Raw genomic sequence first — 19,051 nt, forward strand, 5'->3', positions numbered from 1 at the left:
TTTATTTTCTAACGTTTTAATCGCAATTTCTTCGCTCATACAGCTAGCAGTAAGGAATGTTTGGCATACTTCCGTCGTCATGTGCATTTTTGTCACACTCGTTACTTTTACGGGACAGGCTGCACATGCTGTTTTGACTCAATAATCCCATTAAAAATAATTCAATTCCTTGTTGGTGTGGCGTGTAGTCAGCGAAAAGGGAAGGAGAGAACCATGATTAAACGGAAGTTATTGCTTCCCGCGCTTATTGGCGCTTCGTTACTTGCTGGATGTGGAGGACAAGAAACGGGTCAAAAAGGCGGTTTTTCACCGTTAGTGACTGCGCAGTCAGCCAAAGTCATCGATTATCAAGCGCAGCAAACCTTTGTTGGTCGTACTGAAGCGGTTGAAGACGTGAGTATCGTTCCGCAAGTGTCAGGCTACCTGACAGCGAGACATTTTAAAGAAGGTGAAATGGTTCAGGCTGGTCAGCCGTTGTTCCAAATTGACCCATCAATTTATGAAGCCAAGATGGCGAGCGCTTCAGCGGCTGTTGCTCAGGCAAACGCGGGTGTGACGAATACAAATCTTGATTTTAAACGCGGCGAAGATTTACTTCCTCGCGGTGGTATTAGCCAATCTGAATTTGACCGCCTCACAGCGGCAAAACTGCAAGCCGAGGCAGCGCTTAAATCTGCGGAAGCTCAACTACAAGCGGCAGAGCTCGATTTGTCCCACACTCAGATTGTGGCTCCTTTTACAGGACGAATCAGTGAAAGTCGCGCCAGTTTGGGCGATTTAGTTTCTCCTTCTACGGGCGTGCTTACCACCATCGTTAGCCTCGACCCAATGCAAGCGTCATTTTCAATGAGTGAGAAGCAACGGTTAAATGCAGGTGCTGACCGTGTCACTGGCGGTGGTCAAGGCAACAGTGGCCGAGTCGAAGTGTTCCTAAGCTTAGGTAAAGGCTACGACTATGAATACCCAGGCAAATTGGATTACCTCGGTAACCGTATCGACACGAAGACGGGCACTATTGCACTTCGTGCTTCCTTCCCAAACCCTGAGCACCGCTTGCTGCCGGGTCAATATGTTGAAGTTATCGTGAAAGATAAAGAAACGACACCAAGCATTGTTGTGCCGCGTCTTTCTGTTCAAACCGATCTGGAAGGTGACTTCGTGATGGTGTTGCAAGAAGGCAACATTGCTGAGCGTCGTAACGTCAAGTTGGGCCCACAAACAGACCAGGGTGTGATTGTACTGAGTGGACTTAATGATGACGAACAAGTGCTGACCAAAGGTCTGCAACGCGTTCGTAATGGCATGACGGTTCGCCTTCAAGGGCAAGGGGCATAAGCTGATATGTTAAGTCGCTTTTTTATCCAGCGCCCTAAGTTTGCGCTGGTGATATCCATTATTCTGACGCTGGCTGGTTTCATCGCATTGTTGAACCTTCCTGTTGCAGAATATCCGCGGATCAGCCCGCCTTCTGTTAGTGTCAGTGCCGTTTATTCTGGTGCAAGTGCAGAGGTTGTTGAACAAGCCATCGCTGACCCGATTGAAACGTCGGTGAATGGCGTGGAAAACATGATCTACATGTCTTCCAAGAGTGCGAACGACGGCTCTTACAGTCTGAACGTGACCTTCGATATTGGCACTGACCCTGACATGGCGCAGGTCAACGTACAGAACCGTGTTGCTCAAATTGAATCAAAGCTTCCGCCTGAGGTTCGTCAGGTGGGTGTGACGGTGAAAAAACGTTCGCCCGATCTGCTGATGGTTCTGAACTTCTACTCACCGGATGGTAAGTATGATGATCAGTTTTTGGTTAACTACATTAACTTGAATGTAAAAGACCAAATCGCCCGTGTGAAAGGCATCAGTGAAGTGAACGTGCTGGGTGGCGGCGAATACGCAATGCGTGTTTGGATGAATCCAGAGAAGATGGCCAACCTTGGTATTACGACCTCTGATGTGCGTTCAGTACTCGCTGAACAAAACGTTCAGGTGGCAGCGGGTGATATCGGTGCGCCACCGTTTAACAACGCACAGGAAATGACCTTTAAATTGGTGACGCAAGGGCGTTTAGGCTCTGCTGAAGAGTTTGAAAATGTCGTTGTTCGTGCGAATGCCGATGGTTCGATGGTCTACCTAAAAGACATTGCTGATGTCTCTTTGGGACGTAAGTTTTACACGGGCAACGGCCAGTTCCGCGATCAGCCAGCTTCTATCGTGATCTTAAACCTGCAATCTGATGCTAACGCTTTAGAAAGTGGTGGTTTAGTGATGGAGCGATTGGAAGAACTGTCTGGGAACTTCCCAGAAGGGATGACTTATGAAACCAGCTACGACACAACGTTGTTCGTGGCTGAGTCTATCAAGGGTGTATTGAAAACCCTGATAGAAGCGGTATTACTGGTTATTGCGGTAACGTATTTGTTCCTAGGTAGTTTCCGTTCGACGTTGATCCCCGTGGTTGCTATCCCTGTGTCGTTGATTGGTACTTTTGCCATCATGCTCGCAGCGGGTTTCACCATCAACACCGTTACCTTGTTTGGCCTAATTTTGGCTATTGGTATTGTGGTCGATGATGCCATCTTGGTGATTGAAAACGTTGATACCAATATGGCAAAAGACCCGTCGCTGACGCCTCGACAAGCAACCTTGCTGGCGATGAAAGAAGTGACCGGTCCTATTATCACGTCTACCTTGGTATTGCTTGCGGTGTTCTTGCCTGTTGCAATGCTGCCGGGTATTACAGGGATCATGTATCGTCAGTTTGCGTTGACCATCTGTATCTCAGTATTGATTTCTTCAATCAACGCATTGACCTTGTCACCAGCGATGTGTGCATTGGTGCTCAAGCAAGGCACAGATAACCATGCTCGTTGGTTTACAGCGTTTAACCGTGGCCTTGATAAGGTAACCAACAAATATGGTTCTGTTGCAGGCTTCTTGGTACGCAAAACTGCGGTTCTGGGCGTGTTGTTTTTGGTTGCGGTCAGTGCGGCGGGTTACTTTGCGAAAACCACATCGACGGGCTTTGTTCCTCAGGAAGACAAAGGCGTCTTGCTGATCAACATCCAGTTGCCTGATGCGGCATCATTATCACGAACTGAAGAAGTCACCGGCAAGCTAAATGAAATTGTGACACGTGAACCGGGCGTGGAAGGTGCAACCGTTGCGAATGGTTATGCGTTTCTGACTGGTGCAGCGGCATCAAACGGTGCGTCGATGTTTGTGAAGTTGAAAGATTGGGATACGCGCCAGCAACTTGATGGCGACCATTCATCCTTTGATATCATCAACCGCATCAATATGGCTGCTGCAATGCAATTGCCAGAAGCCATTGTGTTCGCGATGGGGCCACCAGCGGTTCCGGGCATGGGCCCTGCTTCCGGTTTCGAGTTTGTGTTGGAAGATACCTTAGGTCGAAGTCGTGGTGACTTGGCGATGGTGATGCAGCAGATGATGGAAGCGGCGAATGAGCAACCAGAAATTGCACGTACGTTCAGTACATTCCGCGCAAACGTTCCTCACTTCTATGTTGATATTGACCGTGAAAAGGCTAAGCAATTAGGGATCCCACTGTCTGAAATATTCACGACACTTCAGGGTAACCTAGCGTCAATGTACGTGAATGACTTCAGCCTGTTTGGTAAGAACTACCGAGTGACCATTCAAGCGGATGCTGACTTCCGTAATGACATTGATTCACTTGGTCGTTTCCACGTGCGTTCAACCTCGGGCGATATGGTTCCACTCAGCACCTTGATTGATGTTGAGCAGGTGTTTGAACCTGATGTTGCGTGGCGCTATAACATGTATCGTTCTGCGGTGATCCAAGGCTCTCCAGCACCAGGTTATTCATCGGGCGATGCGATTGCGGCGATGGAACGTGTTGCTGCTGAAATTCTGCCACAAGGCTACCAATATGAGTGGACAGGTATGGCGTATCAAGAGAAGCAAGCGGGCAATCTTGCCATCTACGCGTTTGCTCTCGCGCTGATCTTTATCTACCTGTTTATGGTTGCGCAATATGAGAGTTGGAGTATTCCACTTGCTATCATATTGGTGGTTCCGGTTGCGACGTTAGGTTCGTTCCTTGCCCTTGCAATGACAGGTACACCGCTTAACTTGTATGCACAAATTGGTTTGGTGTTGTTGATTGCGATGGCGGCGAAGAATGCCATATTGATTGTCGAGTTTGGCAAGAATGAACGCGAGCAGAATGAGCACTCTATCGAGAAAGCGGCGGTAATGGGCGGTAAGCTTCGTTTCCGTGCTGTGAATATGACGTCTTGGTCATTCATTCTCGGTATCATGCCGCTGATATTTGCTAGCGGAGCGGGCCATATAAGCCAGAACTCACTGGGTATATCGCTAACGGGCGGCCTACTTTGTGTGTTGTTGGCGGGTACGTTCTTGATACCTGGCTTCTTCGCCTTGATCCAGCGACTGCGTGAGAAACATCATGGCGGCTCAACCAAATTGGTGGATCTGGAAGACTAGTTAATACGGTAACTGGACGAACAAAAAGAGGCATCCTTGGATGCCTCTTTTTTTATTCTGTTCACCAATAATTAGGTTTGTGGTAAATCGGGTTTGGGTTTTACTCTGATCAAGCCTTCGACAATAGAAATCGCCAGACCTAACCAAATTAGGCCAAAACTGACGGTTTTGACGCTATCAAACGCTTCACCAAACAACACCACGGCCAGAACAAATTGCAGGCTTGGTTCGATGTACTGCATCAGTCCAATCATTGATAACTTTGCATGCTTAAGTGCTTCAGAGAAGAAGAACAGCGGGGCTAGGGTTATCGGAGCGGCGCCAAGGTATAGCAGTAGGGTCGACATGTCACCGGATACAGCGATACTTGTACCTGTTCCAATTTTGTACGCCATATAAACTGCAGCGAAAGGCATCAGTGCAATCGCTTCGACCAACAGGCTAGAGATAGCATCATATTTCACATGGCGTTTGCACCAGCCATATAACGTAAAGAAAACCGCCATCAATACTGCCGCGACGGGCACCTCACCGTATTGCCACACTTGGTAGCTCAAGCCTAAAGCGCCAAATACGACGGCTGCTTTTTGGCCTAAACTCAGTGACTCTTTAAATGCCACCACGCCAAGACCAATAACCAATAATGGATTAATGAAAAAGCCTAGGCTTGCGTCTAATACACGATCATTGGTCATCGCCCATGTAAATGCACTCCATGACACACACATCATTACCGACGCTAGCGAGGCAAACATAAACGAACGTTTGTCTGCGGTGAGGGTTTTCCATGTCGGTGCATTCCCTTTTCTACATTGCAGCATGAGTAATAAGAAAGGCACTGATGCAGCGATTCGCAACGCAAGTAACTCATCCATCGCGGCGTTGGGCATAAATTGATAGTAAAGCGGCATTGCGCCCCACAACAGAAAGGCAACAGCCGCCATCACGTTACCAAAACGTGTCGGATTCATAGAAATATACCGGAATGAAAATGAGAAAAAGGAGGCGAGATTGTAGGGCGAAAAATAAAATAGTAAACCGAATACGGTCACTAAATGATGGCTTTTCGTTATGACATTATTTTTGCGCCAATGAGAATGTTTGAATCTAAATTATAAGTAATAAAAACAGACAATTATGCGAAACTTGAGTGTATTAAATATGTTGGTGGCTTGTGGTGTTTTTGTGTCTATTTTTATGTTGTTAGATAAATGAAAAATGCCAATAAAAAAACTTGGTTCGGTGAGTATATTCCTTTAACTTTTGCTGCTTAGGATTGTTCTATGATTTTGGATATTCATGCTCGAATTGAAAAACGCTGTGCTCAACTATTTTGAAGAACTGAATTACCGTGTTGTGTCTGAGGTTGGTGGGGTTTACCACGTAAAACAGAACAGAATTGGGCTGGAAGTTGAACTTGATTTCTCAGTGCTTGGCAAAGGGATACTGCCGCGCAATACCGTTTTGTCACACCACAAGAAGCTCATCTTTATGGGTATCAATGATGTTGAAACCGTTGGGTTTGAATCATTAGAACGCTTTGCATCGACCTTGGATCAACACTGCTCACTGACGGTGTTGGAAGACGAGTTTTTCGACCAAACAATGAAAGAAATTTGGATGTTTTTGTCGCAAGATCCGCGCGAACGAGATGTGTTCAACGACAGCCGATTTTATAAGCCTTAAAGGTCAAAGACCCAAGCAGTGTTGTATTGCTTGGGCCTTGTCTCGTCAAAAATGGTGTTTCAACAAATAGCAATCATGGAAGATTGGCGATCTGCTCACCCATATCTATCAACTTACCTAGAATTCTCTCTCCATCCGCTCGAAGGCCATTGTGTTCATACTCGTTCGTGATCCAAGCGCGACTGTTGGGAATTCCCTTAAGCGTTTCACGTGAATAATCCATTTCGACATACATATCGTCTGCATAAACAGCGCACGTGACGGGTACGGTATTCTTAGCCAATGTTTCTAGGTCATAAAGTTCTGGCCAATCGCTTTTGGATGCAAGAATGTCAGCCGCCGCTTTTAATGGCGTTAAGGTCTTCATTTGGTCGAACATCCACGGATAGACCATTTCACCGGTAAATAAGAAGGGTTTGCCATCTTCGTAGTTGAATGCAGTGAAGTGCTCATTACGCACACGATGGGCAGACCAAGTGGATGCGTCACCTTGGTTGTATATCGGTTCATGTAAGAAGGCGTAAATTGGGTTGGTTTGATGGCTCTGCTCAGTCAGCATGGCATTTAAGAAGGAGTAGCTTAGGTATTTTCCCTGGGCTGTTTCAACAAATGCATCTTCTAACAGATAGTACATGGGCAAGTTAGCGCCACTTCGACCTAGGTTGATGCCGATCAGTTGGAACTGTTCTACGGTGAACGTTTGGCCGTTAGGTAAACTGACATCGTTTGCGGCTAAATAATCAGCAATCTCAATACAACGTTGCTGGGCACTTGGGAACTGAGCGAAGAACGCCGTATTCTTGTCCAGCACGCGCTGATAGGTGGCGCGATAAACATCATCTGCAGGACGCTTAAGAGAAGGGACACCGCCTGTGATATAAACACGAGACAGGCTACTCGGTGCGAAAGACAAGTAAGTGAGCGCGCAAAACCCGCCAAAGCTTTGCCCTAAAATAGACCACGTATCGACGCCGAGCTTTTCGCGAATGGCTTCTGCGTCACGAATAATGTTATCAGCGCGAAAATGTGAGATGTAATCGGCTTGGGCAGTAGGACTGAAATGCGCAAGGGTTTCGTGAGTAAGGGGGGTGCTAAGGCTTGTACCTCGCTGGTCTAACAAAAGAACACGATATTCTTGCAAGGCACGTTTGAGCCATCCACTTTTTCCTTCGGGGCGCGGAGAAGGAAAGCCTGGACCACCTTGAAAATAAACCAACCAAGGAAGTGAAGCATTGTCACTGTCCAAATTAACCACTTCACGTGCAAATACCTTTATCGTTTTGCCGCTTTTTTTATTGTAATTTAGTGGTAAATCAAAGTGATGCTGACGAAAGAGTAAGCCATCGTCTATGAAAGAATTTTGCATTCTAACTTCCTGTTTTGTGCGTGTATGAGAGTAAAAACGTTAAGCCACGGTAGATATATCGCTAGTCGAGTTTGTTGCATCAAGTTCGGTGGACAAAATGAGCCTAGCAAGCACGTCGCGTGATTGATGGGTTCGTTCATCATTGAATGTTATACCTAACTGAATACCTTCACCACTGCTACTCACAGAGGCGACCGTTCCGTTGAAATAGACAGTTTCATCCAGCAAGTTACTGATGCTAAAACGCACGCTTTCGCCTTTGTCGACAAACTGGCTATTCGATACCCTAATGGCACATCCTCCGAGCGAGAAATCTGCAAGTTTGGCCAACGTATTTCGACCGTTAATGGCAAGTTTGACTATTCGTGACACGGTATAGCGAGCAAATCTTCGCATTCTATGGATGCTAACAGAGCTAGGGATGGCAATGGCGAGCATCTTTTCAGGTCGATGCATTACGCTGAGAATATGAGATCGTAACGCGAAGATCTCGCCATAGCGAGAAGATGAAAGCCCACGAATAACCACTTCCCAATCTGCAGGTTCAAGAAGTAGTTTCCCGAGTTCAGGGTCGGCAGGTGTTTCTAATAGCATGTATTTTTTATCACGATACCCAATGAGACGTGACGTGCCGCCAAACGCTTTATGGTTATCTTTATATTTCAACTCAAACGTGAGTGCCGTGCCTACCGGAATCGTCGGTAAAAAGACGGAAGGAGAAAGAGAATCAGTGGTCTTCATTTGATCTTGAAAATTTGAAGTTGAAGTGAATCGGCAATTTTGAGCGGCAATTAGGCGTGTCTCAAATTTACGACATCTATATTGCTGACGATGGTGCGACTAATTTATCGATTAGTCAATAGAATGATTGTTACCGTAATTGTATGTTTTATCGATGCTAACGGCGGCGAAGGTAGCATTGAGAGGGTGTTGCGGTGTCATTAAATGAATGCTCAGTGACGCGTTTATTGGGTTGATGAATTTTGCGTCGCTTTACCGCCAATGTCGCATTTACCTTTTGAGCAGGGCTCGCAGCGAGATTGTCCCGTGAAAAGATAAGAAATGCGGTAACGGTTACGAGCAAAGTACAAATATGCGTGATCGGCAAACCAACGAATAACAGGCCAACGTAACACCGCAATCCAGCGTTTTTTACCCACCAAAGACCACGCTTTATGGGTGACGTCTAAACCCAGCAGTAACTGACTGTTTTCTTTCGTGAGAGAGTCGTTATCGTGAAGGATGGCGTGAAGAATGTTGCTTGCTGCAGCGGGATCGATAGCTGGATAACGCGATTGAAAATCCGGCGCGAGAATATCTTCAAAACTTAGAAGGTGTTTAGTGTTGAATGTGCGAAGCTGATCCATTTCTGCCACACAAAGTGGGCAACTGCCATCATAGAAAATTGTGAGCGTCATCCAATAAGCTCCTGTAGAGTGCAATAAAAAATGATACGGCGTTGAATTCAATTCGGATTGACAGAATATCACTCGTTGAACAAGAAATAATCATAAGGGGTGACGACATGGAATTTTACCAAGCATTTTTGACGTTAACATTGGTACATTTGTTGGGGGCTGCCTCGCCAGGGCCAGATTTTGTGATGGTGTCTCAGCAGTCGCTGGTGCATGGTCGTCGTGCTGGCTTGCTCGTCAGCCTTGGTATTGCGCTTGGCCTTTCCGTTCACATTATTTATTCCTCCATTGGATTGGCAACAGTGATTAGTGAGTCATCTGCGATTTTATCTGTGATGAAGTATCTGGCAGCTGCTTACTTGATTTATTTAGGCTGGAAAGGCATTCGTAGCAAAGCATCGGTGGGGGATGATGTACAACAGGCCGATGTAAAGCCACGTTCTGCGGGTAAACTGATCTCTATGGGATTTGTGTGCAACGCACTGAACCCGAAAGCGCCTCTCTATTTCCTTTCTGTTTTTACTCTTGTGTTATCACCAGATATGCCAATCATCGAGCTTTCATTGTTGGGTGCGTGGATGATGTTTATCCAGATGGTCTGGTTTGGTTCTGTTGCGCTCGTACTTTCCAAGCCAGCAGTTCAAGCCAAATTCAAAAAAATAGGGCATTGGGTAGATAGGGTGTTGGGGTCAGTGATGTTGGTGTTTGGACTGAAGCTACTGTTCACCAGCTCAACTAAGTAATGGATGAAGGCGGTCATTGATGCTGCATATTAACAATAAAAAAGGGGCGCATAGCAGAGCCCCTTTTCTTTGCGTCAAAACGCGTTACGTCATAAATGCAGTTTGAGCGGTATTAATAAGGCGCTGTACCACGGATGGGGTAGTTATTGTCAGGGTTACGAATCCAAGTCAGACCGTTTACTAGGGTCTGTAAATCTGGTCGAGAGAACGGATTGTTGGCAATATCAACGACTTGGACTGTGTCTTGTTGGTTTATCACAAACAGCCCAGGTTCGGCAAAGTTGTGGTCAGTTTCTTGTTCTGAGCGCGGTACTGAAATATACAAGCCTAACTCACGCATTTGCGCTTCGTGTAGGCCAAAAACAAATGGAAATGATACAACCACGCGTGACAGGTGTTCTTCTAGCTGTGCTTTGCTATCGCCGGAAACCGCGAGAATATCTACACCAATATCCGCGAGGGATGACTTGAATGTTTCGAGTTGATTGAGGTATTTGGTACACAAGGGACAATGGCGACCTCGATAGACAACCACCATTTGCCATGTCGCCCCCTCACGCGGTTTGCCCAAGGTGTGTGCATTGCCATCCAGATCTGACAGTGTGATGCTCGGGAATGCACCACCCGCTTGAAGTTTGTTGGTATAGCTCATGGTTATACTCCCAGTTTGTCTCGCTATTGTCGGAATCCTGAGTTTTTGCAGCATGACTTCGTTAGTTTTCAATAGTTACTTTGTTGCCGAATCGAGTCACTGTCAACCAGTATACTTTAAGTAACCTAGTGACTTTTTTTGCCAATTGCTTTGGCTGATCCAAAAGTAATGACTCCCGTCGTTTATTCGCTGTTTCCCTGAATCCCTGAATCCTGCATCTTCAGGTTGTTTGGGTATATGTCTGCTTGATAGCTTGTATCCAATAAAAGTCTAAATTAGTTCTTTTTTCATCAGTCCTATTTTTGCTACGACACTTATCTAAAAAAATCGATATAACTCTCTGACTTTATTCAAGCTATCTGGTTTTAGTGCCTATATGGATTAATACAATCTCAAATTGGGTGCGGTTGAAAAATGCGCAGGTGCTTTGTTACCATCAGTTACATATATTTACCAGGTTACTTTAAGTAACTATTTGTTTGGGGAAGCATGAAAGTGACCTTGAAGGTATGCGTGGAAAATGGAAAGCAATAAAACAGCGCCTGCTGCTACAACAGGAAAAAAGAAACTTACCACTTGCTTAGAACCGTGCCCGATAGAGCGTGGCATGCGCATTATCGGTGGAAAATGGAAGGCGTCTATCTTGTGGCATCTAAAAGATGAACCCGTAAGATTTAACGATCTCTGCCGCCAGTTGGGCGGTGCGAGTAAAAAAATGGTCGATCAACGGCTCAAGGAAATGGAGCAATACGGCTTGGTTAATCGAAACGTACTGAGTACACGACCGATTGCTGTGAGCTATGAAATCACGGATTTTGGCCGTTCCGCACTTTGTGTGTTGGAAAAGCTGAGAGACTGGACAGAAGAACATGGGGTTTAGTTAACCCCTGATCACAATGACGACTATTTTTCTTATAAGTAAACCGAGACCAATAGACGTTAAGCGTGATGGAGAAAGGACAAGACATGGAAAACGACAAAAACAATGACGCTAACATCACGCCCAAAAAGGTGCTGGTGCTATTCGCACATCCTTCGCTGCGTCGTTCGGAAGTGAATGCCCCTTTGTTCAATGTTGCAAAGCTGGCAGAAGGCGTAACGGCTGTCGACCTTTACGCCGAATACCCGACGTTGCACATTGATATAGATCGCGAGCAAAAACGCTTGATAGCGAATGACATCGTGATTTTTCAATTTCCATTGTACTGGTATTCGACACCGTCAATTTTGAAAGAGTGGCAGGATCTGGTCTTGGAATACGGTTTTGCTTATGGTTCAAAAGGAACTGCACTTCATGGTAAAACTTTCATGTGCGCAATTTCCGCCGGTGGTAAAGAAGAGTTCTATAAAGCTGACGGCTATAACCACTTTAAAATTCGCGAACTGTTGCATCCCTTAGAGCAAATGTCGAATTTGGTGGGTATGCGTTATATGGCACCGTATTCGCTATTCGGTTCTCGCACAGCGGCGGAAGACGGGAAAGTTACCAGCCATACCGAAGGCTATCGCCAATTGTTAACGGCGTTGGTGAATGACACGCTGGATCTAGATGTTGTCGCGAAACGTGAAAAAGTGACGGCGGCGAACCTCAGCACCATGATGAAAGGAGCGACGTCATGACGGGTATATTTCTACAAGCCTTCATTTACTTGGTCGCTGCTGTTATCGCAGTGCCAATTGCAAAACGTCTTGGCTTAGGCTCAGTGTTGGGTTATCTCATTGCGGGTGTGGTCATTGGCCCTGTTGTTGGCCTTGTCGGTGATGAAACCACGACCATTCAGCATTTCGCGGAATTTGGTGTCGTCATGATGTTGTTTTTGGTCGGCTTGGAGCTTGAGCCAAAAATGCTTTGGGCCATGCGTAATCGCCTAATGGGATTGGGCGGTTTACAAGTGGGTTTAACGACTGTGGCCGTGATGGGCATTGCACTCGCCTTTAGCTTGCAGTGGAGTATCGCACTGGCGATTGGCTTGATCTTCGCGCTTTCTTCAACCGCTATCGTGCTTCAAACCTTTAATGAAAAAGGGCTGACAAAGACAGAAGGCGGACGTAATGCCTTCTCTGTGCTGCTGTTTCAAGATATTGCTGTTATCCCAATGTTAGCGTTTATTCCACTGCTGGCATTGCCTGAGTTAGTGGCAGCTGCGCAATCGGCAGCAGCTAACGCGGCGGAACACCATGAAGAAATGAGCTTAGTGGCGGGCTTGCCGGGCTGGGCGATGGGCCTAGTGATCACGGGTACCATCGCGGGTGTTGTGGTTGGTGGGCATTTCTTGAGCCGTCCATTATTCCGCTTTGTTGCCAGTTCCGGCCTTCGTGAAATCTTCACTGCTACCGCATTAATGCTGGTGATTGGTATCGCCGCGTTGATGAGTCTTGTCGGTTTGTCGCCAGCACTGGGTACATTCCTTGCGGGCGTTATCTTAGCAAACAGCGAATTCCGCCATGAATTGGAATCAAATATTGAGCCGTTTAAAGGCCTATTGTTGGGGCTTTTCTTTATCACGGTAGGGGCTGGCATCAACTTTGGTATTTTGTTCGAAGACTTCTTGTTGATCATCGGCCTCACTATTGGATTGATGGTACTGAAAGCCCTCATTTTATTGCTACTGAGCTTTATCTTCAAAATCAAAGGTAGCAGCCGTTGGTTGTTCGCGTTAAGCCTTGCACAAGCGGGTGAATTTGGCTTTGTTCTCCTGAGCTTTACGACCCAAAACCATGTGTTACCAATGGACATCGCGCAGTTGCTTTCGCTGGTGGTTGCGATCTCTATGTTCCTAACACCCGGGCTATTTATCTTGTATGACAAAGTCATCTTGCCGCGCTACGAGAAAGCCTCGAATGATCGCGAAGCGGATGAAATTGATGAGCAAGGCACAGCCATTATTGCAGGTGTCGGTCGTTTTGGTCAGGTGGTTAACCGCTTACTAACTGCTAACGGCGTGAAAACTGTTGTTCTTGATTACGAAGCCACACAAGTTGAGAACCTGCGCCAAATCAATATTAAGAGTTACTTTGGAGATGCGACGCGACCTGACTTGCTACATACCGCGGGTATCGAAGAAGCGTCGTTGTTGATTGTTTCAATGGATAATCAAGAAACCACCATTGAGCTGGTGAAGTACGTAAAACATACTTATCCAAACGTGAAGATCATCGCGCGCGCGTTTGACCGTGGGCACGCGTACATGCTGAGAGCAGCAGGTGCGGATTATGTTGAGAAGGAAACCTTCCACTCAGCCCTTGAAGTGGGCGCAACCTCTTTACGTTGTCTGGGTATTCACCCATTCTTGGTGGAGCAGCAAAAAGCGAAGTATCTGCGTCTAGAAGCGAGCAGTTCGGAGATGTTGTATGAGTCTTGGATGGGTGGTGAAGAAACACAAGCTTATGATAACCACTTTCAGCACCTGTTTATTCAGCTGGAAGAAACCATTCGTGATTCCATGGATGAAGACCGAATGGATAAGCATGGTTTGAGTGAACGTGAGTGGACACCACCACCGAAGGACTATCTTGATGACTTTACCGAACATCCGTTAGATGAAGTGGTCGATGATGAGGATGATCTTTCTGGAAGCGAGAAGCCAGCATAATGGAACTTGTGCCGTTTAGTGAAAGCGATGCGGCACAACTTTGTGCATGGATCCCCAATGAAAAAGCGAATTTTCAGTGGGGAGGGCCAACGTTCTCATTCCCACTGACGCCTGAGCAAATCTGCGAGCATATTGCACGCGAAGAAGTAAAACCGTATTTGCTCACACATGATAAAGAGCCTATCGGTTACATAGAACTGTTTCGTGTGTCTGACAGCGAATATCGGCTGTGTCGAGTTTTAGTCGCTTCACCCGCTCACCGAGGCAAAGGTTGGGGATATCGGCTGGTGGAATTGGCGTTGGAACAAGCGCGGATGATCTCGAAAGTCTATAAGGTTTCATTAGCGGTATTTGCACACAATACAGCAGCGATTGCTTGCTATTCCTCGTTGGGTTTTGTTGTGTTGCCTGAACTGACCAAAACACGGTTCTTCAACGGAGAAACGTGGACCTTGTTACGAATGGAAAGGTGGCTATAGTTAGCTACAAGTTAGTGACAGTGTCACTGATTTGGCATTGATAAATAACTAAAGCAACATGAGAAAGCCAGACATTCTGTCCAGTATGTCTGGCTTTTTTGTTTGTAATCAGCGCAGTATGGTTTCTAATCGCATTGTTCGATATGGCATCAATGAGATATTTTATGCCTTAATGTTAGTGTGATTTATATCACATATATAGATCTATTAACCTTAACAATACAGGAAAAGATTGTCTCAGCGCATTTTCTGAATACTCTTGCGACCGTTCCACAATTATCGGCAAACTGCTTGAAAAAGCAGGACGCAAAGCTTCCGGTCTAAGGGCAATTACCCAGAAAGAGGTAACAGCTTATGGCAGCGGGGCCGCCATTTTCTTGGCTTATCAAGAGCCAGTGCGCGAATACCTGCTTCTGTGAATAACAGGGCAACCAATCGCGTGCTTGAGGAAATGTTCAATTGCGACGCTTGTCCGTGCTGTGGGTGAATTTATAAACACTCAGGAAGTACAAACATGCTCAAATTACGATCTACACTTCTTCCCCTTGCGGCTGCACTGTTCAGTGCAGGTGCTATGTCTCATGGCTACATCAGTGCGGTTGATAACGGCACTGCAGGTCGCGCTGCTCTGTGCAAATTGAGCACAGAGTCGGGGCAACAAAATACCGATTGCGGTCAAGTGCAATGGGAACCGCAAAGCGTTGAAGGCCCAGAAGGCTTTCCTGAGTTCGGCCCGGAAGATGGCAAACTGGCAAGCGCAGGTCTCATTCAGTTTTCTCCCCTAGATGAACAAACGGCATCACGTTGGGTGAAGCGTTCTATTTCAGCAGGTAAGAATGATTTCGAATGGACGTTCACTGCGAACCACGTCACTCGCACTTGGAAATATTACATCACCAAACCTGATTGGAATGTAAACCAACCTTTGGCGCGTGCGTCGTTGGATCTGAACCCATTCTGCGTGGTGCAAGGCAACATGGAAAAGCCACCTAAGACCATGGTGCATGCGTGTGATGTACCAGTGCGCGAAGGTTACCATGTCATTCTTGCAGTATGGGATGTGGGTGATACGGCAGCAGCCTTTTATAACGCCATCGATGTGCAATTTGATGGCGATCAACCAGTACTACCTGAATGGCAACAAGCGGGTCAGATTTTCCCTGGGATGAACTTGGCGCAAGGTGATGCCGTATTTACTCGCGTGTTTGATAACGAAGGTGAACGCCCTGAGCTTTCTACGCGTTTGACGATTGAAAGCGATAAGGCCGGTGTAGCAAACACTTGGTCTTATGATCTTGCGACGAAAATCAATCAGGCTCACCGCCAAATTAAAGCGGGTAAACATGTTGGCAACGGCGACTTCACGCCAGTGTATGGCGCGAACCCAATTTACTTGAACAAAGACAGCGGTTTAGCGCGTGTTGAAGTAGGCTATGAGATCGCTTCTCCTGAACCTGACTTTGGTGTGACCATTGATGGTTTGGCGGCAGAATACATGATCGTTGACGAAGGCGTTGAACTGGATTTCACCGTGACAGCGTCAGGTGACGTTGGTGTTGAAATGACAGTATATAACCATGCACAAGATGCTTTGGCTTATGAAAAACTGGCATTGTCGGATGGGGTGTCTGAAAGCGTCAGTATGTCGCTGACCAAAGCCAATGCAGGTCACCACATGCTAGTAACACGCGTGAAAGACAGCGAAGGCAACCTTGTAGACCAGCAAACATTCGACTTCCACCTTGTCGAAAAAAGTGACGAGTGTGGCGTCGACCCAGATGCTGTTAATCATCCAAACTGGGAAAGTTCGGTCACTTACACGGGTGGCGAGAACGTCAATTTCAATGGCCTAGTGTGGGAAGCGAAATACTGGGTGAAAGGTGAAGTACCTAGCAACAGCGATGCGTGGAAGCTTGTCAGTAAAATGCCAGTGGCTTGGACAGCTGGAAAAGCCTACAACGGTGGAGAAGAAGTGATCTTTGATGGTCGTCTTTATGCCGCGAAGTGGTGGGTAAATAGCAGCCCTGCTTCATCGCCTGAAGCGTGGGAAGACAAAGGCGCGTTTGATTGCGAATAACTGTTCGTTACTGAAATAGCCGAATGCATACTTTGGGTGCAAAAGCTCAACAAATGCTTTTGCACTCAAATAGAAAATGAAAGCCCGTCGCTAACTGTCGCGACGGGCTTTTTAGTTTGGCTGGATGAGACTGTAAACGCGTCGTAGAGTTACCATTCGATATCGATGGGTGTACCTAGTTTGACTAAGCGAAGAAATTCGTCCATTTCTGTATTGGCAATTGCAATGCAGCCGTCTGTCCAATCGGCACCACGTTGCTCGCTTGGGTGGGGACCATTGCCGTTCTTTTGCCCGTGTATCATGATTTGCCCACCCGGGTCGACGCCCAGCAATTGTGCACGTTTGATGTCTCTATCGTTTGGGTAGTTGATGCGAATAGAGCGATAGAAACGAGACTCTTCGTTTAATAGGTCGAGAGTATATTGGCCTTCTGGCGTGCGTTTATCACCTTCACGAAGCTTGTGCCCTTTGGGGTTTGCACCCAGAGCAATGGAGTAAGACTTCAAAATCCTATCGCCTTGGATTAGGTGCATTTTTCTAGCGGACTTATCGACTTTAACCAAATCAACATCGATGATGCTTATGTTCGAGGAAACGAGGACTGTTTGCTCTCTGGCGATGGCATCTGCCGGAGTCACCAAAAGCAATGAGAGTAACAAGATAAGCAAAGGTTGCATGACGTTGAACTGGCTCCCTGACGTGAGTCGTACTCGATTCAAAATTCTTTGTTAATTATTAGAACAAAATCCCCGCTATGACCTCCCGCGACAGTTATCAAGCCGACATTTCTTCGTCAAATTACTCTGACATGACATCAATACACGCATCCCAAACACCTTCTGACGGGTTTTGAGCCTTGGAGGTATTGTCATAAATGCTGTCGATCACCTCATAAGGGCGGGTGGGCTTGTAGCTGGCAAAGGCGAGATAAGCATCCATTTTTGGCGCGCCGCTTTGCTTTAGCTCATACGTTCCACTCGCCACAATGGATTTTTGTGCGCAGAAATTCGCGACTTTTATTCGAGTGGGGGAGACGTTGACGACTTTCAATGCACATTGCTCAAAGAGGTCCGTAGCATAATCCATGGCACTATCGACACTAATGCTATAAATGCGCTCTACGGCGTTGATATCTATCTGAGCTGTTGCGCCAGTGGTGAAATGATTGATTAACTCCTGCTTGGGCCGGTCATTGAGCTTTGCAGATGCAATGTAGTAAGCCGTGTCCGCCAATTCTGAGCAGTAGGAGAGTTGGATCACTTCCTTTTTCGAATAGAGTTGAATCGGTTTTACGGGTTTTGGGGCAGTGGTACAGGCAACCAAGTTAATTGAAAGTAGCAAAGTGGCCAGAGTCAAACGAGTCGGAGACATCATACATCCTTATTGACAGAAATCAGTTCGAGTCCGTGAGGTAAAAACCAAACATGAGTATACCGCTGTCGGTTTGCTGCTTTTGTTCCCAAATTGAGACCGTTAGTCATGGCTGGTCACGGTTCGATTCTTTGACAAAATGTGTTCTTCTTCACTTATTGCGGCTTTGATTGAATCGAGTGCTCTAAATGATTTTTTTACGAATTAATATGTTTATCTTGGTGGAAAATTGAGTATTAAATGTTCAAGTTTATGATCGTTACTTATTGAAATTAAGCCATTACTGTTAAACATTAGTTTTTGGTTATATGTTGACCACATTAAGTGGTGTTATTGGTTATAACCACAAAAATCTCTGATTGGAGCTGGGTTTGGCGCTTTCGTATACTCGGGGTGTCTATCGGCAAAAGCCGGTGACCATCATTAATATATAAATGCCGTGTAGAGGGCTCCATGATTGATTTTTGGCCATTGATTGGCGTGGTAATAATTACGGTAGGGTTAGCGTTAAAGCTCAACACCTTACTGGTAATATTGGTGGCAGGTGTAGCAACCGGCTTGGTTGCAGACATTGCAGTTATGGATATTCTTTCTACCTTGGGACAATCATTTACCCAAAACCGCTATATGTCCCTGTTTATTCTTATTCTTCCAATGATAGGAATTCTTGAACGCTTTGGACTTCGTCAACGTGCTGAAGCACTGATTGGTTCAATGAAAAAGGCGTCGGTCAGTAAGATTCTAATGACATATTTACTGCTGAGAAAAGTCACAAACGGTATGGGATTGAGCATTGGTGGTCATCCATCCATGATTCGCCCTTTGATTGCACCAATGGCTGAGGCAGCGGCAGAAAAAGACGCGCCAAATCTATCTGACGCCAAACGTCAGTCAATACGTGCGCTTTCTGCAGCCAGTGAAAACTTTGGTAACTTCTTCAGCCAACTACTGTTTATCGGTACTGGTGGCATTCTATTGATCAAGGGTGTGATGGCTGATAACCAACTGGATGTTAAGTTGGAAACGATGGCACTGTGGGCGCTTCCTACCGCCATTGCTTCATTCGTCGTGTTTGTTATTTTCAGTAAGATCATGGAAGCGAGGCTTCTTAAGTCTTCGGTTCAATCTGATGTTAAAGCGTCTGCAAGCGCGAATACGCAGAAAGAAGGAAAGTAACC

At 46.3% G+C, this 19,051-nt stretch carries 17 protein-coding genes and 1 riboswitch; of the genes, 10 read left to right on the forward strand and 7 right to left on the reverse strand.

The window, feature by feature from the left end:
- Positions 1 to 213 precede the first annotated feature (213 nt).
- A complete protein-coding gene (locus L4D06_RS13620; RefSeq protein WP_274164546.1) occupies positions 214 to 1,335 on the forward strand; it encodes an efflux RND transporter periplasmic adaptor subunit in 1,122 nt (373 codons plus the stop codon).
- 6 nt (positions 1,336 to 1,341) lie between these two features.
- The gene (locus L4D06_RS13625; protein WP_429739963.1) at positions 1,342 to 4,491 is read left to right on the forward strand and encodes an efflux RND transporter permease subunit; all 3,150 of its coding nucleotides are present in this window, start codon (positions 1,342 to 1,344) and stop codon (positions 4,489 to 4,491) included.
- Between the two features lie 71 nt (positions 4,492 to 4,562).
- Here L4D06_RS13625 and rarD read toward each other — a convergent pair whose 3' ends face one another.
- Positions 4,563 to 5,462, reverse strand: coding sequence for an EamA family transporter RarD (gene rarD / locus L4D06_RS13630; protein ID WP_429739964.1), 900 nt, complete (start codon positions 5,460 to 5,462; stop codon positions 4,563 to 4,565).
- 328 nt (positions 5,463 to 5,790) lie between these two features.
- Here rarD and L4D06_RS13635 point away from each other — a divergent pair, with 328 nt between their 5' ends.
- Positions 5,791 to 6,177 (forward strand): hypothetical protein, encoded by a 387-nt coding sequence (locus L4D06_RS13635; RefSeq protein WP_274164543.1) that lies wholly within the window; start codon positions 5,791 to 5,793, stop codon positions 6,175 to 6,177.
- A 73-nt stretch (positions 6,178 to 6,250) separates the two neighbouring features.
- Here L4D06_RS13635 and L4D06_RS13640 read toward each other — a convergent pair whose 3' ends face one another.
- The 3 genes from L4D06_RS13640 to L4D06_RS13650 all read right to left on the reverse strand — a co-directional run bounded on the left by L4D06_RS13640 (position 6,251) and on the right by L4D06_RS13650 (position 8,961).
- Positions 6,251 to 7,543, reverse strand: coding sequence for an alpha/beta fold hydrolase (locus tag L4D06_RS13640; protein WP_429739966.1), 1,293 nt, complete (start codon positions 7,541 to 7,543; stop codon positions 6,251 to 6,253).
- A 39-nt stretch (positions 7,544 to 7,582) separates the two neighbouring features.
- On the reverse strand, positions 7,583 to 8,284 hold the full coding sequence (locus L4D06_RS13645) for a PilZ domain-containing protein (RefSeq protein WP_429739968.1): 702 nt from the start codon (positions 8,282 to 8,284) through the stop codon (positions 7,583 to 7,585).
- Positions 8,285 to 8,508: 224 nt separating this feature from the next.
- Positions 8,509 to 8,961 (reverse strand): thiol-disulfide oxidoreductase DCC family protein, encoded by a 453-nt coding sequence (locus L4D06_RS13650; protein ID WP_429739970.1) that lies wholly within the window; start codon positions 8,959 to 8,961, stop codon positions 8,509 to 8,511.
- 107 nt (positions 8,962 to 9,068) lie between these two features.
- Here L4D06_RS13650 and L4D06_RS13655 point away from each other — a divergent pair, with 107 nt between their 5' ends.
- Positions 9,069 to 9,701 (forward strand): LysE family translocator, encoded by a 633-nt coding sequence (locus L4D06_RS13655; protein WP_429739972.1) that lies wholly within the window; start codon positions 9,069 to 9,071, stop codon positions 9,699 to 9,701.
- A 112-nt stretch (positions 9,702 to 9,813) separates the two neighbouring features.
- Here L4D06_RS13655 and L4D06_RS13660 read toward each other — a convergent pair whose 3' ends face one another.
- Entirely contained in the window at positions 9,814 to 10,353 is a 540-nt protein-coding gene (locus tag L4D06_RS13660) for a redoxin family protein (RefSeq protein WP_429739974.1), read from the reverse strand.
- A 520-nt stretch (positions 10,354 to 10,873) separates the two neighbouring features.
- Between L4D06_RS13660 and L4D06_RS13665 the strand changes: the two genes are divergently transcribed.
- The 5 genes from L4D06_RS13665 (at position 10,874) to gbpA (ending at position 16,502) form a co-directional block, all read left to right on the forward strand.
- Complete coding sequence (locus tag L4D06_RS13665) at positions 10,874 to 11,233, forward strand: winged helix-turn-helix transcriptional regulator (protein ID WP_274164537.1); 360 nt, start codon at positions 10,874 to 10,876, stop codon at positions 11,231 to 11,233.
- A gap of 86 nt (positions 11,234 to 11,319) precedes the next feature.
- Positions 11,320 to 11,973 (forward strand): NAD(P)H-dependent oxidoreductase, encoded by a 654-nt coding sequence (locus L4D06_RS13670; RefSeq protein ID WP_429739976.1) that lies wholly within the window; start codon positions 11,320 to 11,322, stop codon positions 11,971 to 11,973.
- Positions 11,970 to 13,946 carry a monovalent cation:proton antiporter-2 (CPA2) family protein gene (locus L4D06_RS13675; protein ID WP_274164535.1) on the forward strand — a complete coding sequence of 659 codons (1,977 nt, stop codon included), beginning with the start codon at positions 11,970 to 11,972 and terminating at the stop codon, positions 13,944 to 13,946. Before L4D06_RS13670 ends, L4D06_RS13675 begins: the two co-directional genes overlap by 4 nt.
- Positions 13,946 to 14,425 (forward strand): GNAT family N-acetyltransferase, encoded by a 480-nt coding sequence (locus L4D06_RS13680; protein WP_274164534.1) that lies wholly within the window; start codon positions 13,946 to 13,948, stop codon positions 14,423 to 14,425. Before L4D06_RS13675 ends, L4D06_RS13680 begins: the two co-directional genes overlap by 1 nt.
- A gap of 271 nt (positions 14,426 to 14,696) precedes the next feature.
- Positions 14,697 to 14,799, forward strand: a riboswitch (cyclic di-GMP riboswitch).
- 140 nt (positions 14,800 to 14,939) lie between these two features.
- Positions 14,940 to 16,502, forward strand: a complete 1,563-nt coding sequence (gene gbpA, locus L4D06_RS13685) for an N-acetylglucosamine-binding protein GbpA (RefSeq protein WP_429739978.1) — start codon at positions 14,940 to 14,942, stop codon at positions 16,500 to 16,502.
- A gap of 149 nt (positions 16,503 to 16,651) precedes the next feature.
- Here gbpA and L4D06_RS13690 read toward each other — a convergent pair whose 3' ends face one another.
- A complete protein-coding gene (locus L4D06_RS13690; RefSeq protein ID WP_429739980.1) occupies positions 16,652 to 17,179 on the reverse strand; it encodes a L,D-transpeptidase family protein in 528 nt (175 codons plus the stop codon).
- A 121-nt stretch (positions 17,180 to 17,300) separates the two neighbouring features.
- Positions 17,301 to 17,873: a hypothetical protein gene (locus tag L4D06_RS13695; RefSeq protein WP_274164531.1), complete on the reverse strand. Its 573-nt coding sequence runs from the start codon at positions 17,871 to 17,873 to the stop codon at positions 17,301 to 17,303.
- A 453-nt stretch (positions 17,874 to 18,326) separates the two neighbouring features.
- On the opposite strand from L4D06_RS13695, the gene L4D06_RS13700 reads away from it, so the two are divergent.
- Entirely contained in the window at positions 18,327 to 19,049 is a 723-nt protein-coding gene (locus L4D06_RS13700; RefSeq protein ID WP_274164530.1) for a DUF969 domain-containing protein, read from the forward strand.
- Positions 19,050 to 19,051 lie beyond the last annotated feature (2 nt).

This window comes from Enterovibrio makurazakiensis, from assembly GCF_050336585.1.
Lineage (GTDB): Bacteria > Pseudomonadota > Gammaproteobacteria > Enterobacterales > Vibrionaceae > Enterovibrio > Enterovibrio gelatinilyticus.